At 73.0% G+C, this 24,497-nt stretch carries 22 protein-coding genes and 3 tRNA genes; 9 read left to right on the forward strand and 16 right to left on the reverse strand.

Annotated elements, in window-relative coordinates:
* From H9623_RS16860 to H9623_RS16870, 3 genes are all read right to left on the reverse strand, one after another.
* A tRNA-Lys gene (locus H9623_RS16860) sits at positions 1-76 on the reverse strand.
* A gap of 79 nt (positions 77-155) precedes the next feature.
* Positions 156-231 (reverse strand) — tRNA-Lys (locus H9623_RS16865).
* Between the two features lie 138 nt (positions 232-369).
* A complete protein-coding gene (locus tag H9623_RS16870) occupies positions 370-804 on the reverse strand; it encodes a GroES family chaperonin (protein ID WP_407671977.1) in 435 nt (144 codons plus the stop codon).
* Positions 805-868: 64 nt separating this feature from the next.
* On the opposite strand from H9623_RS16870, the gene bcp reads away from it, so the two are divergent.
* Together bcp and H9623_RS16880 are read left to right on the forward strand one after the other, a co-directional pair.
* Entirely contained in the window at positions 869-1,348 is a 480-nt protein-coding gene (bcp, locus tag H9623_RS16875; RefSeq protein WP_193721180.1) for a thioredoxin-dependent thiol peroxidase, read from the forward strand.
* A gap of 61 nt (positions 1,349-1,409) precedes the next feature.
* Positions 1,410-1,491, forward strand: a tRNA-Leu gene (locus H9623_RS16880).
* Between the two features lie 12 nt (positions 1,492-1,503).
* Here H9623_RS16880 and H9623_RS16885 read toward each other — a convergent pair.
* The gene (locus H9623_RS16885) at positions 1,504-1,986 is read right to left on the reverse strand and encodes a hypothetical protein (protein ID WP_193721181.1); all 483 of its coding nucleotides are present in this window, start codon (positions 1,984-1,986) and stop codon (positions 1,504-1,506) included.
* Between the two features lie 88 nt (positions 1,987-2,074).
* Between H9623_RS16885 and H9623_RS16890 the strand changes: the two genes are divergently transcribed.
* A complete protein-coding gene (locus H9623_RS16890; protein WP_321575503.1) occupies positions 2,075-2,671 on the forward strand; it encodes a protein-L-isoaspartate O-methyltransferase family protein in 597 nt (198 codons plus the stop codon).
* Here the strand turns inward: H9623_RS16890 and H9623_RS16895 are convergent.
* Together H9623_RS16895 and H9623_RS16900 are read right to left on the reverse strand one after the other, a co-directional pair.
* The gene (locus tag H9623_RS16895) at positions 2,658-3,275 is read right to left on the reverse strand and encodes a thymidine kinase (RefSeq protein ID WP_193721183.1); all 618 of its coding nucleotides are present in this window, start codon (positions 3,273-3,275) and stop codon (positions 2,658-2,660) included. The genes H9623_RS16890 and H9623_RS16895 overlap by 14 nt on opposite strands.
* Positions 3,276-3,377: 102 nt before the next feature.
* Positions 3,378-7,220, reverse strand: a complete 3,843-nt coding sequence (locus H9623_RS16900; protein WP_193721184.1) for an Rne/Rng family ribonuclease — start codon at positions 7,218-7,220, stop codon at positions 3,378-3,380.
* 510 nt (positions 7,221-7,730) lie between these two features.
* On the opposite strand from H9623_RS16900, the gene H9623_RS16905 reads away from it, so the two are divergent.
* Genes H9623_RS16905 through cydC form a run of 4 tightly spaced genes read left to right on the forward strand, consistent with a single transcriptional unit; the run spans position 7,731 to position 14,112 of the window.
* Positions 7,731-9,251 carry a cytochrome ubiquinol oxidase subunit I gene (locus H9623_RS16905; protein WP_193721185.1) on the forward strand — a complete coding sequence of 507 codons (1,521 nt, stop codon included), beginning with the start codon at positions 7,731-7,733 and terminating at the stop codon, positions 9,249-9,251.
* 33 nt (positions 9,252-9,284) lie between these two features.
* Complete coding sequence (gene cydB, locus H9623_RS16910) at positions 9,285-10,460, forward strand: cytochrome d ubiquinol oxidase subunit II (RefSeq protein ID WP_193721186.1); 1,176 nt, start codon at positions 9,285-9,287, stop codon at positions 10,458-10,460.
* Complete coding sequence (cydD, locus tag H9623_RS16915) at positions 10,457-12,262, forward strand: thiol reductant ABC exporter subunit CydD (protein ID WP_193721187.1); 1,806 nt, start codon at positions 10,457-10,459, stop codon at positions 12,260-12,262. Before cydB ends, cydD begins: the two co-directional genes overlap by 4 nt.
* Positions 12,259-14,112 carry a thiol reductant ABC exporter subunit CydC gene (cydC, locus tag H9623_RS16920; RefSeq protein ID WP_193721188.1) on the forward strand — a complete coding sequence of 618 codons (1,854 nt, stop codon included), beginning with the start codon at positions 12,259-12,261 and terminating at the stop codon, positions 14,110-14,112. The genes cydD and cydC overlap by 4 nt, the downstream gene beginning before the upstream one ends.
* Positions 14,113-14,249: 137 nt before the next feature.
* Here cydC and H9623_RS16925 read toward each other — a convergent pair whose 3' ends face one another.
* The 3 genes from H9623_RS16925 to H9623_RS16935 are packed head-to-tail and all read right to left on the reverse strand — an operon-like array spanning position 14,250 to position 17,693.
* Positions 14,250-15,650: a dipeptidase gene (locus H9623_RS16925; protein ID WP_321575504.1), complete on the reverse strand. Its 1,401-nt coding sequence runs from the start codon at positions 15,648-15,650 to the stop codon at positions 14,250-14,252.
* Entirely contained in the window at positions 15,647-16,144 is a 498-nt protein-coding gene (locus H9623_RS16930) for a hypothetical protein (RefSeq protein WP_193721189.1), read from the reverse strand. The genes H9623_RS16925 and H9623_RS16930 overlap by 4 nt, the downstream gene beginning before the upstream one ends.
* Position 16,145: 1 nt before the next feature.
* Entirely contained in the window at positions 16,146-17,693 is a 1,548-nt protein-coding gene (locus H9623_RS16935) for an APC family permease (protein ID WP_227748821.1), read from the reverse strand.
* 253 nt (positions 17,694-17,946) lie between these two features.
* On the opposite strand from H9623_RS16935, the gene H9623_RS16940 reads away from it, so the two are divergent.
* Complete coding sequence (locus tag H9623_RS16940; RefSeq protein WP_193721190.1) at positions 17,947-18,933, forward strand: phosphoglycerate dehydrogenase; 987 nt, start codon at positions 17,947-17,949, stop codon at positions 18,931-18,933.
* Positions 18,934-18,962: 29 nt separating this feature from the next.
* Here the strand turns inward: H9623_RS16940 and mutM are convergent, their stop codons facing one another.
* The 6 genes from mutM to coaD all read right to left on the reverse strand — a co-directional run bounded on the left by mutM (position 18,963) and on the right by coaD (position 22,785).
* Positions 18,963-19,964, reverse strand: a complete 1,002-nt coding sequence (gene mutM / locus H9623_RS16945) for a bifunctional DNA-formamidopyrimidine glycosylase/DNA-(apurinic or apyrimidinic site) lyase (RefSeq protein WP_193721191.1) — start codon at positions 19,962-19,964, stop codon at positions 18,963-18,965.
* The gene (rnc, locus tag H9623_RS16950; RefSeq protein ID WP_321575505.1) at positions 19,957-20,718 is read right to left on the reverse strand and encodes a ribonuclease III; all 762 of its coding nucleotides are present in this window, start codon (positions 20,716-20,718) and stop codon (positions 19,957-19,959) included. The genes mutM and rnc overlap by 8 nt, the downstream gene beginning before the upstream one ends.
* Before the next feature lie 5 nt (positions 20,719-20,723).
* Positions 20,724-20,918 carry a 50S ribosomal protein L32 gene (gene rpmF / locus H9623_RS16955; RefSeq protein WP_030150858.1) on the reverse strand — a complete coding sequence of 65 codons (195 nt, stop codon included), beginning with the start codon at positions 20,916-20,918 and terminating at the stop codon, positions 20,724-20,726.
* Positions 20,919-20,920: 2 nt separating this feature from the next.
* Positions 20,921-21,469 carry a YceD family protein gene (locus H9623_RS16960; protein ID WP_407671979.1) on the reverse strand — a complete coding sequence of 183 codons (549 nt, stop codon included), beginning with the start codon at positions 21,467-21,469 and terminating at the stop codon, positions 20,921-20,923.
* A gap of 234 nt (positions 21,470-21,703) precedes the next feature.
* Entirely contained in the window at positions 21,704-22,222 is a 519-nt protein-coding gene (locus H9623_RS16965) for an ATP synthase subunit B family protein (protein WP_193721192.1), read from the reverse strand.
* Positions 22,219-22,785, reverse strand: coding sequence for a pantetheine-phosphate adenylyltransferase (gene coaD / locus H9623_RS16970; RefSeq protein WP_193721193.1), 567 nt, complete (start codon positions 22,783-22,785; stop codon positions 22,219-22,221). The genes H9623_RS16965 and coaD overlap by 4 nt, the downstream gene beginning before the upstream one ends.
* Before the next feature lie 106 nt (positions 22,786-22,891).
* Here coaD and H9623_RS16975 point away from each other — a divergent pair, with 106 nt between their 5' ends.
* The gene (locus H9623_RS16975; RefSeq protein ID WP_193721194.1) at positions 22,892-23,731 is read left to right on the forward strand and encodes a hypothetical protein; all 840 of its coding nucleotides are present in this window, start codon (positions 22,892-22,894) and stop codon (positions 23,729-23,731) included.
* 114 nt (positions 23,732-23,845) lie between these two features.
* On the opposite strand, the gene rsmD is transcribed toward H9623_RS16975, so the two are convergent.
* Complete coding sequence (rsmD, locus tag H9623_RS16980) at positions 23,846-24,433, reverse strand: 16S rRNA (guanine(966)-N(2))-methyltransferase RsmD (RefSeq protein WP_193721195.1); 588 nt, start codon at positions 24,431-24,433, stop codon at positions 23,846-23,848.
* Positions 24,434-24,497: the final 64 nt, after the last annotated feature.

The following is a 24,497-nucleotide window of genomic DNA, read 5'->3' on the forward strand; positions in this document are numbered from 1 at the left end:
TGGTGCGCCATCATGGACTCGAACCATGAACCCGCTGATTAAGAGTCAGCTGCTCTGCCAATTGAGCTAATGGCGCGTGGTGCTGCAGGGTGGTACAGGTGTCCCGGCATGGCCTGCCGGACGTCACGACGGCCCCGTCTCCAGGGCCGTGACCGTGGTGCGCCATCATGGACTCGAACCATGAACCCGCTGATTAAGAGTCAGCTGCTCTGCCAATTGAGCTAATGGCGCGCGAGAAGAAACATTACTGAACCGGCCCCCGGGAGACAAATCAGGGAGTCGCGCAGGCCTGTGACCTGCGCGACAACCGGCTCCACGGGTCCTGTCACCGGGGCCACCGGGGCCGCGCCGACGACGCGACCACCCGTCCTACAGGTACAGCCCCGTGCTGCCGCTCGTCTCCTCGGGCTGGGAGACCGCACTGACGTCCTTCTCGCGCAGCAGCACGTAACTCTTGCCGTTCAGCTCGACCTCGGCCCGCTCCTCGGGGTCGAACAGCACGCGGTCCCCCACGCGCACGTGACGCACCGTCTCTCCCGTGGCGACGACCTGTGCCCACCCCAGGCGCTTGGGTCCGACCGCCGTCGCCGGGATCACGAGCCCCGCGGAGGACTGCCGCTCGGACGAGTCGACCTCGGGCAGGACGAGGAGGCGGTCGTGCAGCATGCGCAGGGGCAGCCGCTCGGGCGCGCTGCCCGACGACGTCGCGCGGGTCGCGGAGGTCTTCTGCACGGAGGCGGCGGCCGGGGCCGCGGCCGGCTCGGGCGCGGGGGCGTCGTGCGAGGTGGGGGTCGTCTTGCTCACGGTCCCCACGCTACCCGTGTCCTCTAGGCTCGGAGTGATCCACGAACCCACCACGAGGAGTTCCATGAGCACGCGCCTTGCCGTCGGGGACGACGCCCCCGACTTCACCCTCCCGACCGCCGACGGCGGTTCCGTCACGCTGTCCGAGCTGCGCGGCAGCTCGGTCATCGTCTACTTCTACCCCGCTGCCTCGACGCCCGGCTGCACCAAGGAGGCGTGCGACTTCCGCGACTCGCTCGCGTCGCTCCAGGGCGCGGGGTACAAGGTCGTCGGCATCTCGCCCGACCCGCTCGCCAAGCTCGTGAAGTTCGCCGAGGAGGAGTCGCTGACGTTCCCGCTCGCGTCCGACGAGTCCCGGGCGACGCTCGAGGCGTACGGGGCGTGGGGCGAGAAGAAGCTCTACGGCAAGACCGTGACGGGCGTGATCCGCTCGACCGTCGTGGTCGACCCCGAGGGCAAGGTCGCGCTCGCGCAGTACAACGTCAAGGCGACCGGCCACGTCGCCAAGCTGCGCCGTGACCTGGGGATCGACCCCAAGAAGTAGGTTGTCCGGTCAGCGAGCCGCCGACCGATCTGCTCCTCGCGCGCCCGTAGACTGTGCGGGCGCGCGAGTGGCGTAATTGGCAGCCGCGCCAGGTTTAGGTCCTGGTGTCTTCGGACGTGCGGGTTCGAGTCCCGCCTCGCGCACCCCCTGTCGTGTCACCCGACCGGCACGTCGATCCGCCCGGGCAGCAGGCCGGGCCTGGGCTCGGCGCAGTCGGCGTCGGCCGCGAGGTCCCACGCCCCGACCGTGACGTCGCGCCCGGCGCACCCGACGAGGTCACGCCCGCCGAGCGGCTCGTCGAGCTCGACCGTGACCTCGCGGACCCCGAGGTCCTCGCTGCACGCGCCGGCCGTGCGCAGGACGTAGGCCCGGACCTCGACGGTCCCGTCCGTCTCGGCGACCTCGATGCCGTCGTCGTCGGTGCACGTGCTGCCGCCCGCGGAGACCCCGATCTCGAGCGTCGCGCCGTCCTGGGCGGCAAGCACCCACTCGACCCGCTGCCGCTGCGGCTCACCGACCCCGCACCCGGCGACCACCGTCACGCCGACCGCGCAGGCCGCCGCGAGCACGACCGGGCGCACCGCCGCGCGGACGCGGGCACCGGAGCCGCGCGTGGACCGCCTCGTCCGTCCCGTCATGCCCGGGACCCTAGCGCACCCGCCGACACCCGCCCGTCGCTCGGACCCCCGGCTACCCTGGAAGGAGATCCCGAGGAGGCGGTCCGCAGTGCCGAACGATCGCAGGGCGCAGTCGGTCACCGCGCGCGAGGTCGCGGCGGCGATGTCGACGATCGACCGGCGGCGCTTCCTGCCGCGCAACCAGCGCCCGTACGCGCGCGACGACCGGCACCTGCCGATCGGGCACGGCCAGACGAACTCGCAGCCACGGACGGTGGCCGACACGCTCCGGCTGCTCCAGGTGCCGCGCGGGGCACGCGTCCTGGACGTGGGGTCGGGGTCGGGCTGGACGACGGCGCTGCTCGCCCACCTGGTCGGGTCGAGCGGGAGCGTCGTGGGGGTCGAGATCGACCCGGACCTCGCGGAGTGGGGTGCGGCGAACCTCGCGACGTACCCCATGTCGTGGGCCCGGATCGAGGTCGCGGAGCCTGGCGTGCTGGGACGTCCGACCATGGGCGGCTACGACCGCATCCTCGTCTCGGCCGCGGCTCAGGTGCTCCCGCAGGCGCTGGTGGACCAGCTCGCGATCGGAGGGCGCCTCGTGATCCCCGTGCAGCACGTCCTGGTCCTCGTGGAGCAGCACCTGACGGGGACGGTGACGAGCCGGCACGGGACGTACAGCTTCGTGCCGCTCATCGGGTCGTGACGGTCGGCCCGCCCGCACCGGCAGCGCGCCAGCGCGCGGCCTCGAAGTGGACCCGGCAGCGCGCCTGGTAGGACTCGACACCGCCGACGTGCTCGACCCCGGGGGTGAGGGAGTCGCCGTCCGCGGAGGCGACGACGCGCTCGTGGAAGGGGGCGTCCTCGCCGCAGACCGTGCAGACGGCTGTGAGCCGGTCGGCGCGCTCGGCGAGCGCGCCGAGCGCCGGGATGGGCTCGAAGGGGCGCCCGTCGAACGTCACGTCGAGCCCCGCGACGATCATCACGAGGCCCGCGTCGGCCGCGTGCTGCACGACGTCGAGCAGCGCGGGCCCGAAGAACTGGGCCTCGTCGACCGCGACGAGCTCGACCGCGGGGTCGACCAGCTCGAGGATCTCCGCGGCGGAGGTCGCAGCGCGCGAGGGGATGTCGAGGCCCGAGTGCGAGCTGACGAGGCCCTCACCGCGCCGGTCGTCGAGCGCGTGGTGCACCACCTCCACACGGCGCCCTGCGATCCGTGCCCGGCGCACGCGCCGCAGCAGCTCCTCGGTCTTGCCCGCGAACATGGGCCCGCTGATGACCTCGACCCGTCCCCGCCTCACGTCGTCCACGCAGCCAGTACAGCACCGCCCGCCGACACGGGCGCGCGACGACGGCGAGGGACCCGCGCTGTCCGCGCGGATCCCTCGCCGTCATCGGTGGTCCAGCAGGCGTCAGGCGTCGCCGCGCGTCCCCTCGGTGGCCTCGGGGGCCGCCTCGTCGCTCACGTCAGCCGCCGGCGCAGCCTCCCCAGCAGCCGCCTCGTCAGCGGCGCCCTGCTCGACCGGAAACCGGTCGGAGTCGTCGGCGACCTCCGGGGCACCCTCCGTGGACTCGACGTCCGTCAGCGCGGTCTCGATGCCGACGGCCTCGACCTCGGTCTGCGCACCGGTACCGGCCTCGACCGGTTCCACGTTCCCGGCGACCTCGGTGACCGCCGCCTCGGCGACGACGGTCTCCTCGACCGGCGCGACGCCGTCGTGCTCGTGGGCGTGGGCCGCCGCGGCCGCGATCGTGGCGAGCGTGGCCTTGACGGCCTCACGTGCCTCGGACGTGACCTCGGGCAGGATCGGGACCGCGGGGGCCGCGGCCGGGGCCGACTCCTTGGTCGCACGCTTGCGGCGCGAGCGGGAGCGGGCCCCCTCCGACTCGGTGGGCTCGTCCTGCGTCGCCGCGGGAGCGGCCGCGTGCTGGTGCCCGCCACCGTTGTGCGAGCCGCCCGACTTCTCGATCGGGTCGGTGTGCACGATGAACCCGCGCCCGTTGCAGTGGTCGCACGTCTCGCTGAACGCCTCGACCAGGCCCTGGCCCACGCGCTTGCGGGTCATCTGGACCAGGCCGAGCGAGGTGACCTCGGCGACCTGGTGCTTGGTCCGGTCACGGCCCAGGCACTCGACCAGGCGACGCAGCACGAGGTCACGGTTGGACTCCAGCACCATGTCGATGAAGTCGATGACGATGATGCCGCCGATGTCGCGCAGACGGAGCTGACGGACGATCTCCTCGGCCGCCTCGAGGTTGTTGCGCGTGACCGTCTCCTCGAGCGTGCCACCGGAGCCGGTGAACTTGCCCGTGTTGACGTCGACGACCGTCATGGCCTCGGTGCGGTCGATCACGAGCGAACCGCCCGAGGGCAGCCAGACCTTGCGGTCCATGCCCTTGGCGAGCTGCTCGTCGACACGGTGCGCCGCGAAGGCGTCCTTCTCCGACGTCCAGCGCGAGACGCGCTCCTTGAGGTCCGGCGCGAGCTCGGCGACGTAGCTCGAGATCTCGTTCCAGGCGTTGTCGCCCGAGACGACGAGCGAGCTGAAGTCGTCGTTGAAGATGTCGCGGACCACGCGGATCGCGAGGTCCGGCTCGCCCTGGAGCAGGGCCGGGGCGGAGACCGACTTCGCCTTCTTCTCGATCGCCTCCCACTGGCTCTGCAGGCGCTCGACGTCGGCGCGCAGCTCGTCCTCGCTCGCGCCCTCGGCGGCCGTGCGCACGATCACGCCCGACCCCTCGGGGACGACCTCACGGAGGATCTTCTTGAGGCGGGCCCGCTCGGTGTCGGGAAGCTTGCGCGAGATGCCGGTCATGCCACCACCGGGCACGAACACGAGGTAGCGCCCCGCGAGGGTGATCTGCGACGTGAGACGTGCGCCCTTGTGGCCGATCGGGTCCTTGGTGACCTGGACCAGCACCGAGTCGCCGGACTTGAGCGCCTGCTCGATGCGACGAGGCTGACCCTCGAGACCGGCAGCGTCCCAGTTGACCTCACCGGCGTACAGGACCGCGTTGCGGCCCTTGCCGACGTCGATGAACGCGGCCTCCATGGACGGCAGGACGTTCTGGACGCGGCCCAGGTACACGTTGCCGGCCATCGAGACCTGCGACTGCTGCGAGACGTAGTGCTCGACCAGGACGCCGTCCTCGAGGACCGCGATCTGGGTGCGACCGTTCTCCTCCCGGACGACCATCGAGCGCTCGACGGACTCGCGGCGCGCGAGGAACTCGGCCTCGGTGATGATCTGGCGGCGGCGACCCGCGTCGCGCCCCTCGCGGCGGCGCTGGCGCTTGGCCTCGAGACGCGTCGAACCCTTGAGCGCGGTCACCTCGTCGGACGACGTGCCGCCGCTGCGCTCCCGCGTGCGGGTGCGGCTGGTCGAGGCCGGGACGGAGCTGCTGCTCTCGCCGCCCTCGGCCCGTCCGCCGCGGCGACGACGACGGCGGCGACGGCTCGACCCCGAGCCCTCCTCGCCGTCGTGCTCGTCCGCGTGGTCCTCGTGCTGGTCCCGCTGGTCGTCGGCGGACTCGTCGGCCTGCTCCCCGGCCTCCCCCGCGACGGCGGAGGACTCGCCCGAGGGCTGGTCGTCGGAGGACTCGTCGTCGCCGTACTCGTCGCCGTGCGCGTCACCGCCGCGCGAGCGACGGCCACGACCACCCCGGCGACGACGACGGCGCGGCGCGCCCTGGTCGTCGTCCTCGGCGAGGGGCTGCTGCTCGGTCTCGGTGACGATCTCCAGGTCGTCGGCCTCGAACGCGTCGGCAGGGATCTCGACGCCCTCGGCGACGAGCTCGGCCTCGATCAGCTCGATCTCCTCGACCGCGGCGAGGTCCGCCCCGGCGAGCACGGCGTCGACCTCGACCGTGGGTGCCTGCTCGGGCGTGCGCTCGGCGGCCGGTGCCTGCTGCTCCTGGGCGGGGGGCGTCGCCTGGCCTGCTGCCGACGGCGCGCCCGCGCCCCGACGGGCCGAGCGGCCGCGGCCGCCGCGCGTGCGGGCAGGAGCCTCGCGCTGCTCGACGGGAGCCTCGGTGGGCTCGGGTGCTGCCGGGGCGGCGGGCTCGGCGACGGGTGCGGCCGGGGCGGGCGCCTCCTCGGCCGTGCGCGCGCTGGGCGTGGCGAAGCTGGGCATGGCGTCGGCGGGCGACGTCGTGGGGCGCACGACACGGCGCGAACGGCGCGGCGCGGCGGCGGGGTCCGGCGCCTGGAACAGCAGGGCGGTCGTCGCGAGGCGCGGCGTACCGGAGCCGCCACCGGTCGAGACGGTCGCGGCCGGCGAGACCGGGGCGGCCTCGGCTGCGGGCGCCTCGGCCTCGGCCTTCGCGGCGGCGGGGACCTTGTTGACGCGGCGCGAGCGCACCTTGGGTGCGGCGGGCTCGGCCGGCTCGGCGGGGGCCTCGGCGACCGGGGCGGCGTCCACGACCGGCGCGTCCTTCGACGTCGCGCGGCGGCGCTTGGCCGGGGCCTTCTCGGCGGGGACCTCGGGTGCGACGTCCTGCGCGGGCGCCGCCTGGGCGGCGGCGGTGGAGCGGGTGGCCCGACGGCGGGTCGTGGGTGCCGCGGCCGGCTCCTCGGGCGTCGTGGTCGCCTCGGGCGCCGCCGTGGGCGCGGGGGCGGGCGTCTCGACGGCCGCGGGCACCTCGACGACGGCGGTCTCGGCTGCGGGCTTGCGGGTGCGACGGGCGCGTGCGGGCTTCTCGGCGGGGGCCTCGGCCTCTGCTGCGGGCTTGAGCCCGAGCTCGGACAGCACGTCGAGGACCGGGGCGTCGGCCGCCGCGCGGGCGGCTGCTCCTCGCTTGCCGCCGCGGCGCGGGGCGGCGGGAGCGTCCTGGGCGGTCTCCTGGGCCGTGGCGGCCCCGGTCGCCGGGGCCTTCTCGGCGGGGGCTGCCTTCTCGGCCGGGGCTGCCTTCGCGGTGCCCGTGCCCTGGCTCGCCGCGGGGGCGTCGGAAGCCTGGGCGGCGGGGGTCGTGGTCGGACGCACGACGCGGCGCGAGCGGCGCGGCGCGGCGTCGGCGGACGGCAGCTCGATCCCGAGCGAGCCCGTGGGGGCGTCGGGGGCGGCGACGGCGGGCTGCGCGGGAGTCTTCACCGCGGGCAGGGTGATCTGGACCGGGGCCGCGGCCTCGGCGGTCGTGTCGGCGGTGCCTGGCGCCGCGGCGGTGCGGGTGACCCGTCGTCGGGCCGGCTTCTTGGCGGGTGCTGCGTCCTGACCGGAGGTCGAGCTGGTCGGGTCAGGGGTGTTGTCGAGGGTCACGCGAAGCGCTCCTGATACCCCGAAAGGTCCGTCCCCACATCGTGCGGCCCGTTCGGGCGGTTGTCGTCGCTCGGGACGTGCGCATCGCAGCGCTGTCGTCCCCGCGACGGAAGTCGGCGGTGGCGGCTCGGGCAAGGGCGTGCGGCGGGGGGCGCTTCGCCGTCCGGGCCATTCATCCCGGTCGGCGGCGCTCCGCGAGCCGCGGTCTGCGGTTGCGTCGAGCACGTACTGGGCACGGAGGAGATGTGGTCCCCCTTGCTCGGTCAAGTATCGCACAGCCGACGTCGATCAGATGGGCATCTACAGCCCTGCGGGCCGTGTCGTCCAGAGGACCAAGGTCCCGATCCGGACCTTGTGAAGGTTCTCACAAACTGTCGTTTCCCGCGGTTTTGGCGTCCCGCCGCCTCGCCGATGGTGCAGATTGGTTCTAGCGTCGACAAGAGAACGCTGACTGTGCCCTGAGGCCCCCCTCAGAACCCCCGTAGCACCCAGGAAAAACCAGGAGCGTTTGTGGACGTCCTCGATCTCGCAAGGTGGCAGTTCGCCATCACGACCGTCTACCACTTCATCTTCGTGCCCCTGACGATCGGGCTCGCCCCCCTCGTCGCGATCATGCAGACCGCATGGGTGCGCACGGGGAACGAGCGGTGGCTCAAGCTCACCAAGTTCTTCGGCAAGCTCCTCCTCATCAACTTCGCGATCGGCGTCGTGACGGGGATCGTGCAGGAGTTCCAGTTCGGCATGAACTGGAGCGAGTACTCGCGCTTCGTCGGAGACGTCTTCGGTGCCCCGCTCGCCATGGAGGCGCTCGCCGCGTTCTTCATCGAGTCCACCTTCCTCGGCCTGTGGATCTTCGGCTGGGACCGCCTGTCCAAGCGCGTGCACCTCGCGTGCATCTGGGCCGTGGCGATCGCCGTGAACCTGTCCGCGTTCTTCATCCTCGCGGCCAACTCCTGGATGCAGCACCCGGTCGGGACCATCTACAACCCCGAGACCGGTCGCGCCGAGATGAACGACATCGGGGCCGTGCTCACCAACAACACGCTGTGGGCGGCGTTCCCGCACACCATCACCGCGGCCTTCCTCACCGCAGGCACGTTCGTCGCCGGCATCGCCGCCTGGTGGATGGTCCGCCTCGTGCGCACCAAGAAGGCCGAGAACGTCGAGCTCGCCCGCAACGTCTACCGCCCGGCCATCACCCTCGGCGTCATCGCGATGATCGTCGGCGGTCTCGGCGTGGCGGTCAGCGGCGACTTCCAGGCCAAGCTCATGTTCCAGCAGCAGCCCATGAAGATGGCCGCCGCCGAGGCCCTGTGCGAGAGCTCGCCCGAGGGCGCACCGTTCTCCATCCTCGCGATCGGCGACCTCTCCGACTCGTGCGAGGGCGTCAACCACATCCTCGAGATCCCCGGCATGACCTCGTTCCTCGCCAAGGGCAGCTTCACCGCTCCCCTCCCGGGCGTCGACCAGGTCCAGCAGGACATGACCGAGCGCTACGGCGACGTCACCGCGGACGGCGAGCCCGTCAACTACTCCCCCAACCTGGCGCTGACCTACTGGAGCTTCCGCCTCATGATCGGGTTCGCGATCGGCTCGATCGCCCTGTCCGTCATGGCGCTGTGGCTCACCCGCAAGGGCCGCGTGACCGACAACAAGTGGTTCGCGCGCGTCGGGATCTGGGCCATCCCCATGCCGTTCATCGCGTCCTCGTTCGGCTGGATCTTCACCGAGACCGGGCGTCAGCCCTGGGTCGTCGCCCCCAACCCCACCGGGATCGACTCGATCCGCCTGCTCACCGAGCGGGGCGTCTCCACCGTCGTGAGCCCCGGGGTCGTGCTGACCTCGATGATCGTCTTCACGCTCGTCTACGGCGCGCTCGCGGTCGTCTGGTTCAAGCTCATCCACCGCTACTCGGTCGAGGGCGTCCCCGAGACCGTGCACGACGACTCCCCCGAGGCGCGCGCCAAGGGCGACCCCGACGACCCGGACTCGACCGACGAGTCCGAACGCCCCCTGTCCTTCGCGTACTGACGCGCTCTGACGGCTCAAGGAGACCCAGTACTCATGGAACTCACCATTCTCTGGTTCGTGCTCATCGCGATCCTGTGGATCGGCTACCTGGTCCTCGAAGGCTTCGACTTCGGCGTGGGCATGCTCCTGCCGATCCTGTCCCGCAACAAGGACAAGGCGAAGCAGGACACCGAGCGTCGCCTCATCATCAACACCATCGGCCCGGTCTGGGACGGCAACGAGGTCTGGCTCATCACCGCGGGCGGTGCGACCTTCGCGGCCTTCCCCGAGTGGTACGCCACGCTCTTCTCCGGCTTCTACATCCCGCTGTTCCTGATCCTCCTGGCGCTCATCGTGCGCGGCGTCGCGTTCGAGTACCGCGGCAAGATCAACGACGACCGGTGGCGGGCACGCTGCGACCAGGCCATCATCTTCGGCTCGTGGATCCCTGCGCTCCTGTGGGGCGTCGCGTTCGCCAACCTCGTGCGCGGCGTCGAGCTCGACGCGGCCCACCAGTACGTCGGCGGCTTCTGGGCCCTGCTCAGCCCGTTCGCGCTCCTCGGCGGCCTCACGACCGTGCTGCTCTTCCTCATGCACGGTGCGGTGTTCATCGCCCTCAAGACCGACGGCGAGGTCCGCGTCAAGGCCCGCCGCCTCGCCGGGTGGTTCTCGCTCGCCTCGGTCCTCGTGGCCGGCGGCTGGGCCGTGTGGGCCCAGGTCGCGTACTCGGTGCCGTGGACGTGGGCAGCCGTCGTGGTCGCCGCGGTCTCGCTGGTCGGCGTGGTCCTCGCCAACGCGAAGGCTCGCGAGGGCTGGGCGTTCCTGTTCTCCGCGCTCGCGATCCTCTCGGCGACGGTCCTGATCTTCGGGTCCATGTACCCCGACGTCATGCCGGCGTTCGACCCCGCGAACTCGCTCACCATCGACAACGCGTCCTCGACGCAGTACACGCTGACCGTCATGACGTGGGTCGCCGTGATCCTCGTCCCGGTCGTGCTGGTCTACCAGTCGTGGACGTACTGGGTCTTCCGCCGCCGCCTGTCGACCAAGGACATCCCGCCGCCCATCGGGCTGTCCCTGCGGAAGCTCAAGGACTCCGCGTTCGGCGGTCCGTCCTCGGGCAGCGCCAAGAACCTGGACCTGACCCCCGCAACGGGTGAGAAGGCCTCGGGGACGGACGCGACGGCGTCGGGCCCGGCGAAGAACGGCCCCGGGGACACCTCCGCGTGAAGCCCCTCGATCCACGGCTCCTGCGTCAAGCGCGGGCAGCCCGCGGGTACGTCGTGCTCACGGCGGTGCTCGGCCTCGTCACGGCCGGGCTCGTCGTGGCGCAGGCGCTCCTCATCGCGAGCATCCTGGCCCCCGCGATCCAGGGCAGCCTCACTCTGCCCGACGTCGCCACCCCCCTCTCGTGGCTCGCCGCGGTCGTGGTGGTGCGCGCCGGGGTCGCGTGGGCGCAGGAACGGTTCGCGCTCAAGGCCGCGACCAAGACCGTCGCGGAGCTCCGCGAGCAGGTCGTCAGCCACGCGGTGGCCCTCGGGCCCCGCTGGCTGGCGACCGGTCGCGGACCGGCCGTCGCGACCCTCGCGACGCGCGGGCTCGACGACCTCGAGCCCTACATGGTGCGATACCTGCCCCAGCTCCTGCTCGCGGCGACCGTGACCCCTGCGACGCTCGCGGTCGTGCTGGGGCTCGACTGGATCTCGGCGATCATCATCGCGGTCACGATCCCCCTCGTCCCCCTGTTCATGATCCTCGTCGGGCAGCTCACGGCCGGGACGTCCGAGCGGCGCCTCAAGGTCATGCAGCGGCTCGGGTCCCAGGTCCTCGACCTGCTGGCCGGGCTCCCCACCCTGCGCGCGTTCGGCCGCGAGCACGGGCCCGAGAAGCGCGTGCGCGCCCTGGGCGACGCCAACCGCCGCGCGACCATGGGCACGCTGCGCGTCGCGTTCCTGTCCGGCATGGTCCTCGAGCTGCTCACGACGCTGTCGGTCGCGCTCGTGGCGGTCGGGATCGGGCTGCGCCTCGTGTACGGGGAGGTCGGTCTCGAGCCCGCGCTCGCCGTGCTCGTGCTGGCCCCCGAGGTCTACCTGCCGCTGCGTCAGGTCGGCATGCACTTCCACGCCTCGACCGACGGCATCGCCGCGGCCAACCAGGCATTCGAGGTGCTCGACGAGCCGCTGCCGCCCGTCGGGACGGCCCCTGCCCCTGCCCTCGCCGGGGCTCGGATCACGTTCGACGGCGTGAGCGTGCGCGCGGGCGACCGCGACGTGCTCGCGCCCGCCTCGCTCACGGCGTCGTTCGGTGCCCGGTCCACCCCGGGCGCCGAAGCACCCGGGACAGGCGCTGCGCCGTCGGGCACCGTGGTCGCCCTGACCGGTCCGAGCGGCTCCGGCAAGACGACCACGGCCCTGGTGCTCCTCGGCCTGCTCGCGCCCGACGCCGGACGCGTCCTGGTGACCCCGGCGGGCGGTGATCCCGTCGACCTCGCCGACCTCGACCCGACCACCTGGTGGCCGCAGGTCGCCTGGGTGCCGCAACGGCCCACGCTCACCCCCGGGACCGTGCGCGACGTCGTCCTCGACGGTCGCGACGTGACCGACGCGGAGCTCGCGGACGCCGCGCGGCTGTCCGGGCTCGACGCCGTGCTCGACGTCCTGCCCGCAGGGTGGGACACGCCGATCGGCCAGGGCGGCGTGGGCCTGAGCGTCGGCCAGCGCCAGCGCGTGGCCCTCACCGCAGCACTGCTCGGCGACCCGGCGCGCGTGCCGCTCGTCGTGCTCGACGAACCCACCGCCCACCTCGACGCCCGCGGCGAGCAGGCCGTCCTCGACGCCGTGCGCGCCTGGCGCGAGCAGGGCCGCACGGTGGTCGTGATCGCGCACCGCACGAGCCTCGTCGAGCTCGCCGACCAGGTCGTGACGGTCTCCTCGGCCGCGCTGCCACCCTCCCCGGACGACAGCACCGGCGCGCCTCTCGCGGCTCCCGGTGCGTCCACCCCGTCCGCGCCCTCGTCAGGAGCCGTCGCATGAGCGACCTCGACCAGTCCTCCGGCTCGTCCGCCCGCGCCCCGCGCCGCGGGCACACCGCACCGTCGACGTCACCCGACGCGGGCGCCGATCCCCTGTGGCGCGCGGTCCGGCTCCTCGACGTGAGCTGGAGCCGCGCGGCCAGGGCGATCGGGCTCGGCTCCCTGGCCCTCGCGAGCTCGGTCGGTCTCGCGGCGGTCGCCGCGTGGCTCATCGCGCGCGCCTCGCAGATGCCGCCCGTGCTGCAGCTGTCCGTGGCCACCGTGGCCGTGCGCGCGTTCGGCATCTCGCGCGGCGTGTTCCGCTACCTCGAACGCCTGGCCTCGCACGACGTCGCGCTGCGCGGCATGGCCTCGCTCCGGGCCAACGTGTACACGTCGCTGGCCTCCGGTCGTACAGCGGCCGTCGCGGGTGTACGACGGGGTGACCTGCTCGCGCGCGTGGGCGCCGACGTCGACGCGGTGGGCGACGTCGTCGTCCGCGCGATCATCCCCGCCGGGGTCGCGCTCGTCGTGTCCGCCGGCTCGGTGATCCTGGTCGGCGCGTTCCTGCCCTCGGCAGGCGTCGCCCTGCTCGCGTGCCTGCTCCTCGCCGGCGTCCTGGGCCCGTGGCTCTCGGCGCGGGCCGCACGTCGCACCGAGGAGCGCGGCGCCACAGCGCGCGCCGAGATGACCTCGACGGTGCTCGAGACCCTCGAGGGCGCGGGCCCCCTGACCGTCTCGGGCCGCCTGTCCCAGCGCATGGACGCACTGCGCCGCACGGACCGCGAGCTCGCGTCCGTGACCGACTCGGGCGCGCGCACCTCCGGCACCGCCGCGGCCGTCAACAACGCCGCGATCGGGCTCGCCGTGCTCGCCGCCCTGCTGCTCGGCATCCCGGCCGTCGCCGCCGGGACGCTGACCCCGGTCGAGCTCGCCGTCGTCGTGCTCACGCCGCTCGCGGTGTTCGAGGCCGCGGGCGTGCTGCCCGCCGCGGCCGTGCAGATGCACCGCTCGCGCCAGGCCGCGCGCCGCATCATGGAGCTGCTCGACGCGGCAGCCGCCCCGGCCGCGTCAGCGGCTGCGGAGGTCGCTCCGCACACCGGTGCCCGTGACCCGGAGGTCACGGTGACCCGGGCCGCGTGCGGCTGGGACGGCCGTGCGGCCGTGACCGGCGTGGACCTGCTCGTCCGCCCCGGACGCTCGGTCGCGGTCGTCGGCCCCTCGGGCGTCGGCAAGACGACCCTGCTCATGACCGCGGCGGGACTGATCCCGCAGGTCGCGGGACGGGTCGACCTCGACGGGGTCCCCGTCGCGAGCTTCCCGCCCGACGACGTCGCGCACCAGGTCGTCTTCGTCGCCGAGGACGGGCACGTCTTCGACACCACGGTCCTGGAGAACCTGCGCGTCGCCCGCGGGGACGTCACGCCGGACGAGGCCGAGGCCGCCCTGCTCGAGGTGGGCCTCGGTGAGTGGCTCGCCGGGCTGCCCGACGGCGTCGAGACGACCCTCGGCCCCGACGCCACGACCATCTCCGGCGGGGAGCGCCGTCGGCTCCTCGTGGCACGGGCGCTCCTGGCGCACGCTCCCCTGCTGCTCGTCGACGAGCCCGCCGAGCACCTCGACCCGGCGACCGCCGACGAGCTGCTGACCCACCTCGTCGGCACGAGCCGCACGGGCGGGCGCGGGATCGTGGTCGCGACGCACCGGCTCTCGGCCCTCGCAGCCGTCGACGAGGTGCTGCTCCTGGGGCGCCCCGACGACGCCGACCCCGAGGCCCCGGCGACCGTCCTGGCCCGCGGCACCCACGCAGAGCTGCTCGCGCGCGACGAGGGCTACCGGTGGGCGCTCGCGCAGGAGACCGCGGGCGTCTGACGGGGTGCTCCGCCGGCTGCCGTGGCTGCTGAGATTGCAGAGGCTGCTGGGGCTGCCGGGGCTGCCGAACCCGAGGTTGGTCGGGTGGCGTCACCGACCTGCCTGACCGACCTCGGGTTCGGCACCCGGAGCCCGGGTCAGGCGCCGGACGAGCCCAGCCGCGACAGGAAGAGCGCCTCCCCCACGGCGAGCTGCTCGATCTCGCCGGGGGCGACCGACTCGTTGGGCGCGTGGATCAGGCACGCAGGCTCCTCGACCCCGAGCAGCACGATCTGCGCGTCCGGATACCCCGACGCGAGCACGTTGCACAGCGGGATCGACCCACCCTGCCCGGCCGTCACGGTCGCCTTGCCGAACGCGTCCGCCAGGGCGCGCGAGAGCGTGTCGAACACGGGACCGTCGGTCCGTGCCTGGAACGGCTGCCCGACGGCGTCGCGCACCGTCGTGACCTTGACGCCCCACGGCGCGTGGTTCTCCAGGTGTGCCACGAGCTTGTCCTGGAGGTCGCGCGCGTCGGCGCCGGGCGGGATGCGCAGGTTGAGTCGGGCTGCGGCCCGCGGCTGGATCGCCGCGGCCGAGCCCACGACGTCCGGGGCGTCGATGCCCAGGACCGTCACTGCCGGCCGTGCCCAGAGCTGGTCGCTGACGCGCCCGGACCCCAGGAGGCGCGTGCCGTCGAGCATGCCGGCGTCGCGGCGGAACTGGTCGGGGTCGTAGTCGACCCCGGGCCAGGTCGCGTCGGCGACCTCCGGCGGGACGCCGTCGATCGTCGTGCTCCCCTGCTCGTCGCGCAGCGAGGACAGGATGTGGATCAGGGCCGCGAGCGCGTCGGGGGCCGCTCCCCCGAACATGCCCGAGTGGATCTCGCCGCGCAGCGCCTCGACCGTCACGACCACGTTGGCCGCACCGCGCAGCGAGACCGTGAGCGTCGGCAGCCCGAGCGTCGCGTTGCCCGTGTCCGCGATGAGCATCGCGTCCGCGGCGAGCTCGCCCGGGTGGGCCTCGACGTACTGGTCGAGCCCCGCGGTCCCCTGCTCCTCGGAGCCCTCGATCACGATGCGGATGCCGACCGGGTAGTCGTCGCCACCGAGCGCCCGCAGGGCTCGCAGCGCGGTGAGGTGCGTGACGATGTTCCCCTTGCAGTCGGCCGCGCCACGGCCGTAGAGACGGCCGTCCCGCTCGGTCAGCTCGAACGGGGGCGTGCGCCACGCGGCGTCGTCGAGCGGGGGCTGGACGTCGTAGTGCGAGTAGAGCAGGACCGTGGGGGCACCGGGCGGGCCCGGGCGGAACCCCAGGACCACGTGCGAGCCGTCGGGCGTCTCCTCGAGGCGCGCGTCGTCGATCCCCTCGGCCCGGAACGCGTCGGCGACCCAGTGGGCCGCGCGCTCGCAGTTCTCGCGAGGGAAGAGGCGCTCGTCGGCCACCGACGGGATCGCGACGAGGGTCCGCAGGTCGTCGAGCGCGCGCGGCAGCAACGACGCCACCTGCTCCCGCACGGGGGCGACGGCGACCGGGCTGGTTCCGGGGCTGGTGGTCACGAGTTCTCCTGGTTGGTCGTGGTCTCGTCGAGGTTGAGCGAGTCGACGTAGGCGTCGAACTCGTCGAGCTGCTCGGGGCAGTAGACCTGGACCACGAGGCGGTCCCCCGCGAGCCGACGCTCGTCGACGACCGACGGCCGGTTGCCGGGGCCCGACGCCCCGTTCCCCGACCCGAGGTTCGCGGTGGCCTTCACGAGCGCGACGGTGTCGGTGCAGAAGCCGCCGCCGTCGGAGCCGAGCACCGTGACGATGGTGTCCTCGTCGATCGCCGTGATCCCGATCTTCTCGAACTCGGCGTGCAGCTCGGCAGCCCGCTCCTCCGCCAGCTCGCGGTCCTGGTTCGCGTGGTAGCTGTTGTACAGGACGGCCATGAGCACGCCGACGGCCACCGCCAGGAGCGCAGCCGCGGTGTACACGATCCAGCGGCGCGAGTCGCCGGGCTCGTCCTCGTGCTGCGGCAGCCCGTCGGGTCCGTTCGTCGACGTCGTCGTCATGTCACGCCTCCTCGTGGCCGTCGGCGGGGGCGTCGACGAGCGGTTCCTCCGGGCCCCCGACGTTGGCCGGGTTCTTCCAGTGCGGCTTGCGCAGGAAGTAGAACAGCGCGGGCACCAGGATCCCGACGACGCCCAGCCCGCCGCCGACGATCAGCAGGTACACGCCCCCGCTGCCGCTCGAGAACTGGGCGGGCGGCACGAACCCGATGATCATCGCGGCGACCGACGCGAGGAACCCGACCGTGCACAGCAGCGTGAGCGCGGGTGCGCGGTAGCCGCGCGGGTGGTCGGGCTTGGTGCGCCGCAGCCTGACCGCGGCCACGAAGAGCAGCAGGTACATGATCAGGTAGACCTGCGTGGTGATGACCGACAGGATCCAGTAGGAGCTCGAGACGTTCGGGATGAACGCGTAGAGCAGGGCGATCACCGTGGTCATCAGCCCCTGGGAGACCAGGATGTTCTGCTGCACGCCGTGCTTGTTGAGCTTCTGCAGGAAGGGCGGCAGGTAGCCCTCCTCGCGCGCGACCGTGAGCAGCCCCTTCGAGGGGCCCGCGAGCCAGGTCAGCATGCCTCCGAGGGAGGCCGCGATGAGCATGAGGCCGAGGATCGGCGTCAGCCAGCTCACCCCGAAGTTCGCGAAGAACGCGTCGAAGGCCTGCATGACCCCGGCCGTGAGGCTGAGCTGGTCGGCCGGGATGACCCAGCTGATCGCGAGCGCCGGGAGGATGAAGATCAGCAGGACCAGCCCGATCGCGAGGAACATCGCGCGGGGGAACTCCTTGGCGGGCTTGCGCAGGCTCGTCACGTGCACCGCGTTCATCTCCATGCCCGCGTACGACAGGAAGTTGTTGACCACGAGCACGAGCGACGCGATCCCGGTCCACTGCGGCAGCAGGTGCGAGGCGTCCATGGGGGCGGCGGAGGTGTTGCCCTCGCCGAGGAACACGAGCCCGAGGATCACCAGGAGCGCTCCCGGCACCAGCGTCCCGATGATCAGCCCGAAGCTCGACAGGCCGGCGACCGTCTTGGTGCCCTGGGACGACACCCAGACCCCGGTCCAGAACAGCACGACGATGACGATCGCGACGTACAGCCCGTTGCTCGCGAGCGACGGGTTGATGACGTAGGCGAAGGTGCTGGCCACGTACCCGAGCAGGCTCGGGTAGTAGAAGATCGTCATGGCGAACTGGCACCAGATCGCGAGGAACCCGGCCGGCTTCGAGATGCCGTCCGCGACCCAGCGGTAGACGCCCCCGGACCAGCCGGACGCGAGCTCGGCCGAGACGAGCGACGTGGGCAGCAGGAAGACGATCGCGGGCACGACGTACAGGAACACGGCCGCCAGGCCGTAGACCGCCATCGTCGGGGCGGCACGCAGGCTCGCGACCGACGACGTGATCATGAACGCGAGCATCAGCCAGGTGATGTAGTTCTTGGGAGTCCTCGCGGTGATCGCCGCGCGCATCTCCTCGCGGGTCGGTGGGGCTCCGCGCGCTCCCGTCGTGACGGATGCGTCCGAGCTGCCCGACTCCGCTGTGGATGAGGCCATCATTCCTCCGTGCCGCCGAGACCCCCTGGACGGGCGGGTCGCCGAGAAACCGCTAGGACGTGCCAGACGTTGCGACCATATCGCCGGTCGCCGGTTCGCGCGCCCGGAACAGAGGCCCGGCGGAAGCCCGCACCGGGGCCGCGTCCTGGGGATTCGCGCTGATAGCGTCGATACGTCCGCTACGCCCCGGGGCGTCCCCCGGGGCGGTGTCCGGACACCGCCGGAACCGCTCCCGTCCTGCCTGGAGGCACGCGTGAAGATCCTCGTCCCCGACACCCTGCCGCTCGCCCTCGCCCCGAGCGGCGCGGACCCCTCGGGGACGGGCACAGCGGGCCCGGTCGTCTCACGGGAGGACGTGCTCGTCGGGTACGACGCCGCCGCTCCCCTGCCCGTGGAGCACCGCGACGCGGACGTCCTGGTCGCGTGGGCCAACTCCCCCGAGATCCTCGCCGACGCCGCCGCGCACCTCCCACGCCTGCGCTGGGTCCAGACCCTCGCTGCGGGTCCCGACGCGATCCTCGCGGCGGGGTTCGCCCCCGAGGTGGTCGTGACCAACGGGCGGTCCCTGCACGACGGCCCGGTGGCCGAGCACGCCCTGGCCCTCACGCTCACGGCCGTCCGGCGCCTCGACCGGACGGCCGCCGCGCAGCGCGAGCACCGGTGGGACTCTGCACTGGGTCGCGAGCAGGCCGACCCGGCGACGAGCGGCCGGTTCACGCTGCACGGCGCGCACGTCACGATCTGGGGCTTCGGGTCGATCGCAGCGGCGCTCGCGCCCCTCTACAGGGCGCTGGGCGCGCACGTCACGGGCGTCGCGAGCGCCGCGGGCGAGCGGGCCGGCTTCCCCGTCGTCACGGACGAGGACCTTCCGCGGGTCCTGGCGACGACCGACGTCCTGGTCTCGCTCCTGCCCGCCGTCCCCACCACCCGCCACGCGTTCGACGCGGCACGCATCGCCCAGCTCCCCGACCACGCGTGGTTCGTCAACGTGGGACGTGGCGCCACGGTCGACGAGGAAACGCTCGTGGAGGCCCTGCGCGAGGGCCGTCTGGGCGGAGCGGCGCTCGACGTGACCGAGACCGAGCCGCTCCCGGCCGACTCACCGCTGTGGGACGCCCCGAACACGATCATCACGCCCCACGTCGCGGGCGGTCGGCCGCGGGGCGCGTCGGCACTGGTCCTGGAGAACCTCGAGAACCTGCGCGCGGGACGCCCGCTGCGCAACGTGGTCCCGCGCTGAGCAGGACTCCCGACCGGGCCGCGGGCCGGTCACCAGCGAGCGTTCCGCGGCACCTTCTGGCAGACGGGGCACGTGTACGACGACCGGTTCATGAACTCGTCGCGGCGCACGAGCGCCCCGCACCGCGAGCACTCCTCGCCCTCGCGCCCGTACACCGCGAGCGAGCGCGAGAAGTACCCGGACTGGCCGTTGACGTTGACGTAGAGCTCGTCGAAGCTGGTCCCGCCCTGGGCGAGAGCCTCGCGCATGACCTCCTCGGCGGCGTCGAGCACGCGGTGCGCCTCGGCCAGGCGCAGGGTGTCGGTGGGGCGCGCGTAGTGGAGTCCGGCGCGCCACAGCGCCTCGTCGGCGTAGATGTTGCCGACGCCTGACACGAGCCGCTGGTCGAGCAGCGCGCGCTTGATCCCCGTCCGACGGCGGCGGATCGCCGTCGCGAGCTCGTCGCGCCGCAGCGCGGGGTCGAGCAGGTCGCGCGCGATGTGCGCCGCGGGCTCGGGGATCTCCGGCAGGGGCGAGCCCCAGCCGCCGGGGGCGCCGTCGGGGGTGGGCGCGAGGTCGGTCACGGACAGGTGCCCGAACGTCCGCTGGTCCACGAAGTCGAGGGTGCGCGGGGCGTCCGCCTCGTCCTCACCGGGAAGAGCGGACAGCTCGAGCCGGACGCGCAGGTGCGGCACCTTGTCGATCGCGGCGGTCCCCGAGCGGACCAGGAGCTGGCCGCTCATGCCCAGGTGCGCCATGAGGGCCGTGACGTGCTCGGCTGCGGGCGCGGCGCCGTCGGGCAGGGCGTCCTGGGAGGCCGCGCGGCCGGGAAGCGGGCTCGCCGGGCTCTCCAGGAGGAGCCACAGGTACTTGCCGCGCCGCACCGCGGCGCCCACGCGCTGCCCCACGAGCTGGCCGCGGAAGCTCTCCGGTCCCCCCTCGTGACGACGGACCGAGTAATCCCGCAGGACCTCGACGCCCGTGACCGTGCGACCCGTGACGTGACGGGCCAGGCCGTCCCGGACGGTCTCGACCTCGGGCAGCTCAGGCACCGGGGTCGGGCTCCTGGTGCCCTTCCGTGCCGGCGCCCTGGTCGGCCGCGGAGGCCGGCAGGGGCAGCGCCTGGATCGCGCGGTACGCCATCTCGGCAGCGTCCTGCTCGGCGTACTTCTTGGCGGACCCGTTGCCGGTGCCGTACACGACGCCGTCGAGCGACACCTCGGACGTGAAGGTGCGAGCGTGGTCCGGGCCGGCACCCTGGCTCGTGTACGTCGGGGCGCCGAGGTTGCGGACCGCGGCCGCCTCCTGCAAGGAGGTCTTCCAGTCGAGACCGGCACCCAGGTCCGCGGCGACGGCGAGCGTCGGGTCGACGAGCCGGTGCACCAGGTCGCGCGCGACGTCGAGGCCGTGGCTGAGGTACGTCGCGCCGATCAAGGCCTCGACGGTGTCCGACAGGATCGAGTCCTTGTCGTTGCCCCGGGTCCGCACCTCGCCCTTGCCGAGCAGGATGTACCCGCCGAGCCCCAGGGTGCGCGCGATCGCGGCGAGGGACTTCTGCGAGACCGTGGCGGCACGCATCTTGGCGAGCTCGCCCTCGGGGAGGTCGGGGTGGCGGCGGTACAGCGCCTCCGTCACGACGAGCCCCAGGACCGCGTCGCCCAGGAACTCGAGGCGCTCGTTGGTGGGGATCCCGCCGTGCTCGTGGGCGAAGGAACGGTGCGTCAGTGCAAGCACGAGAAGCTCGGGATCCAGGTGGATCCCGAGCCTCTCGAGAAGACCGGCGGCCGCGGGGGCGTCCGGCGTCACGCTATTCAGCCTGCGTGCTCGGTGCGCAGCGCCTCGACGTACTGACGGCTCTTGTAGGTGCCGCAGGTCGGGCACGCAGCGTGCGACAGCTTGTCGCCCTTGCACTGCGGGCAGGTCGTGAGGTTCGCGGCGGTGGTCTTCCACTGCGAACGACGCGCACGGGTGTTGCTGCGCGACATCTTGCGCTTCGGAACAGCCACGGCTAGCTCTCTTTCGTCTCGTCGGACACGCTCGGATCCTCGAGCATGCTCTGTAGTGCCGACCACCGGGGATCGACAATGTCGTGCGAGTGATCAGGATCCTCAGCCAGACGTGCTCCGCACTCGGAGCACAGGCCCTGGCAATCGGGCTGACACAACGGTCTGAATGGTAGTGCAGTGACGACGGAATCCCGAAGTGCGGGCTCGAGATCGATCAGGTCGCCCTCGAGCTCGTACACCTCGTCCTCGTCGTCACCGGACTCTGCCGCGGCCTTCGCACGCTCGGGATACACGAACAGCTCCTGGATGTCCGCGACGACGTCAGCCGTCACCGGTTCCAGGCACCGCACGCACTCCCCGACCGCCTGGGCCTGGGCAGTCCCCGTCACCAGCACACCGTCCATCACCGATTCGAGCCGGACGTCCAGCGCGAGGTCGGTGCCTTCAGGGATGCCGATCACGACGGTACCGAGGTCAGCCGGGGCCTTGACCGTGCGAGACACCTCACGCATAGATCCGGGACGCCGACCGAGCTCGTAGGTGTCGAGCACAAGAGGCGAGCGCGGGTCGAGAGTGATGGGTTCCTCCACAGGGTTTCGACGGCCCGACGGGCCACCGGTGTTCAAGGTCACAGCACACGAGCCATCACCGCGAGAACTCGGGGGATGGACGGGTGTCCTCGGTCCCAGCCGATGACAGGCAGGACCAACGGACTATCTTACGGCATCACCGAAGTGCCGTCGAACCTCGCGAACTGCCCCGGCGGGACCGCCCGGGGCGCCCGGCTACTCGGGGGGCGCCTGGTAGTCGCCGATGCGCTGCGCGAGCTTCGCGCGGCCCGCGTGCACCTGCGCCATGATCTTGCCGAGGTCCACCTCGAACTCCGCGAGGCGCCGGTCGCAGTAGTCGTCGGCGTCCACCCGCAGCTCCGCGGCCGTGCGCTCGGCCTCCTCGACGATGGAGCGCGCCTGCGACTCTGCCTGGACCGTGACCTGCTCCTTCTGGACGAGCTCGATCGCCCGGGCGCGCGCCGTGGTGAGGATGTCCTCGGCCTGTCGCCGGGCGTCCGCCAGGACCGCGTCGGCCTCGGCCAGGACCTCGTCCGCGTGCGCGAGCTGCTCGGGCAGCGCCTGGCGCATCTCGTCGACGAGGGCCAGCGCGTCGGCCTTGTGCACCAGGACCGAGGACGACATGGGCATGGCGCGGGCGTTCTCGACGAGCAGCGCCAGGTCGTCGAGGATCACGTGGAGCCCGGCCTCGGTCTGCGCCTCGTCCTCGGTCTGCCCGAGCGGGTGGTCGTTCATCGGCCTGTTCCTTCCGTGGTGGGGGGCGTCTGCTGCGTCGGCCGCATCGGCTCGGCCGCGGGCGTCGAGCCGGCCGCACGGTCCGTGATCGCCCGGCGGACGATGTCGCCGACGCCCGCGGGCACCAGGTCGTCGACGGGACCACCGAAGCGGGCCACGTCCTTGACGAGCGAGGACGCGACGTGCGCGAGGGCCGGGTCGCCCGGGACGAACACCGTCTCGACGCCCACGAGGTGGCGGTTCATGAGCGCCATGGGCAGCTCGGCGTCGAAGTCGGCACCGCCCCGCAGGCCCTTGACGACGGCCACGGCCCCGACCTCGCGGCAGAAGTCCACGAGGAGTCCGGGGACGATCGCGACGCGGACGTCTTCGAGCCCCGGGGACGCGTCGAGGGCCGCGCGGGCGATCTCGACGCGCTGCTCGGCGCTCAGGAGGGCCGACTTGGTGGAGTTGCGGGCGACCCCGAGGATCACGACGTCGAACAGGGTCCGCGCACGGCGGACGATGTCGAGGTGGCCGAGGGTGAGAGGGTCGAACGACCCCGGGCAGACGGCGATGGTCACCTCGCCACGGTAGTACACACGCCTCGGGAATCCTGGCAGGTCAGGACGGGTGGCCGTCCTGCGGCTCCCTCCTGCGACCCGGGCGCGGGCGCGGCAGGATGGGCCCATGTCCCCCGAGTCCGGTCCCGTCGTCGTCCCGCTGCGTTCGGTCGAGCAGCTCACGCAGCTCTACCGGGACGTGCTCATCCCGTCGTTCCCGCCGGCCGAGCTGGTCTCGCTGTCGTCGTTCCTCGCGGAGCACGCGGCGGGGCGCCTGGAGTCGTTGGGCGTCGTGGAGGTGCCCGACGGCGCCGCTCCCCCGGGCCCGTCGGGCTCGGGGACGGCAGGGGCCGGCGAGGCGGCCGCCCACGAGGCGGGCGAGTCCGGTACGGGGCACGCCGGGCGCGTGGTGGCGGGCGTCGTCGGGTCGTGGTCGGCCGAGGCACGCGTCCTGCTCGTGCAGTACCTCGCGATCGCGCCGGGGCGCCGCGGAGGCGGGATCGGTGCAGCGCTGCTCGGGGCGGCCGTGTCGGCGTGGCGGGAGAACCTGCACCCGGTCATGGTGCTCGGCGAGGTCGAGCACCCGGGGTTCCATGCCGCGAGCGAGGCGCACGGCGACCCCGAGGCGCGGCTGCGGTTCTACGCGCGCCACGGTGGGCGCGTGCTCGCGGTGCCGTACTTCCAGCCCGGCAACGAGCCGGGGGCCGAACGGGTCCCGGCGCTGCTCCTCATGACGCTCGCGACCGAGGCCCCGGCAGCGACCAGCGTCCCTGCGGCTCCCCTGCGCACGTTCCTGCTGGAGTACTTCGTGGACAGCGAGGGTTCCCTGGCCGACGACTCCCCCACGCGCGCACTGTTCGACGCCGTCGCGGGCGACCGGGTCGCGCTGCTCGGCGTGGACGAGCTGGACCGGGTGCCCGTGGGGCTGCTCGACGGGTCGTCGCTGCGAGCACCGTCGGCCGGCTGACGCCGGTTGCCACGCGCGAGACCGGCGGTCCGGCCCGAGACGGGTGGTCCGGTCCGTGCCCGGACCACCCGTCTCGCGCCGGAGCACCCGTCTCGTGGTCGACGGCGAGCAGGGTCAGGACCCGGCGGCGGCCTGCGGCTCCTCGGCCGTCGCGGGGCCCGCGTAGTACACCGCGGTCTCGCCGTAGTCCTTGCGGGCGAGCAGCTCCCACCCGCTGGGCCAGGTCGGTTCGGGGCTGCGCGTCGACCGCTCGACCACGACGACCGCGTCCTCGACGAGCGCGGAGGTCTGCGCGAGCTGACGCAGGAGCTCCGCGACGACGGCCTCGGACACGTCATAGGGCGGGTCGATGAAGACGACGTCCCACGTGGTCGCGGGGGGCGACAGGACGAACTTCTCGGCCTTGTCCTGGACGACCTGCACGTTCGTCAGCCCGAGGGTCTTCACGTTGGTCCGGCAGACCTCGGCCGCGACCCGCGCGGCGTCCACGAGCACGACCTTCTGCGCGCCCCGCGAGGCCGCTTCCAGCCCCAGCGCGCCCGAGCCCGCGTACAGGTCCAGGACGTAGGCGCCGTCGAGGACCCCGTAGTGCTCGAGCCGCGAGAAGATCGCCTCACGCACCCGGTCGCTCGTGGGCCGGGTCCCCTTGGGGGGCACCTGCAGGCTGCGTCCACCGACCGTCCCGGCCACGATCCTCGTCATGCGGACAGCCTAGTTCCCGCACCACCGACGCCCCGCCCCCCGGATCTCGCCACGGCCCGAGCCC

The sequence above is a fragment of the Oerskovia douganii genome (assembly GCF_015142735.1).
GTDB lineage: Bacteria > Actinomycetota > Actinomycetes > Actinomycetales > Cellulomonadaceae > Oerskovia > Oerskovia douganii.

What these genes read in the sequence shown, in the direction of transcription:
- H9623_RS16935 (WP_227748821.1), bottom strand. Translation starts at nt 17,693, where the DNA reads ATGGCCTCATCCACAGCGGAGTCGGGCAGCTCGGACGCATCCGTCACG.
- H9623_RS16975 (WP_193721194.1), top strand. Translation starts at nt 22,892, where the DNA reads ATGTCCCCCGAGTCCGGTCCCGTCGTCGTCCCGCTGCGTTCGGTCGAG.
- H9623_RS16930 (WP_193721189.1), bottom strand. Translation starts at nt 16,144, where the DNA reads ATGACGACGACGTCGACGAACGGACCCGACGGGCTGCCGCAGCACGAG.
- cydB (WP_193721186.1), top strand. Translation starts at nt 9,285, where the DNA reads ATGGAACTCACCATTCTCTGGTTCGTGCTCATCGCGATCCTGTGGATC.
- cydC (WP_193721188.1), top strand. Translation starts at nt 12,259, where the DNA reads ATGAGCGACCTCGACCAGTCCTCCGGCTCGTCCGCCCGCGCCCCGCGC.
- H9623_RS16965 (WP_193721192.1), bottom strand. Translation starts at nt 22,222, where the DNA reads ATGAACGACCACCCGCTCGGGCAGACCGAGGACGAGGCGCAGACCGAG.
- H9623_RS16885 (WP_193721181.1), bottom strand. Translation starts at nt 1,986, where the DNA reads ATGACGGGACGGACGAGGCGGTCCACGCGCGGCTCCGGTGCCCGCGTC.
- bcp (WP_193721180.1), top strand. Translation starts at nt 869, where the DNA reads ATGAGCACGCGCCTTGCCGTCGGGGACGACGCCCCCGACTTCACCCTC.
- rsmD (WP_193721195.1), bottom strand. Translation starts at nt 24,433, where the DNA reads ATGACGAGGATCGTGGCCGGGACGGTCGGTGGACGCAGCCTGCAGGTG.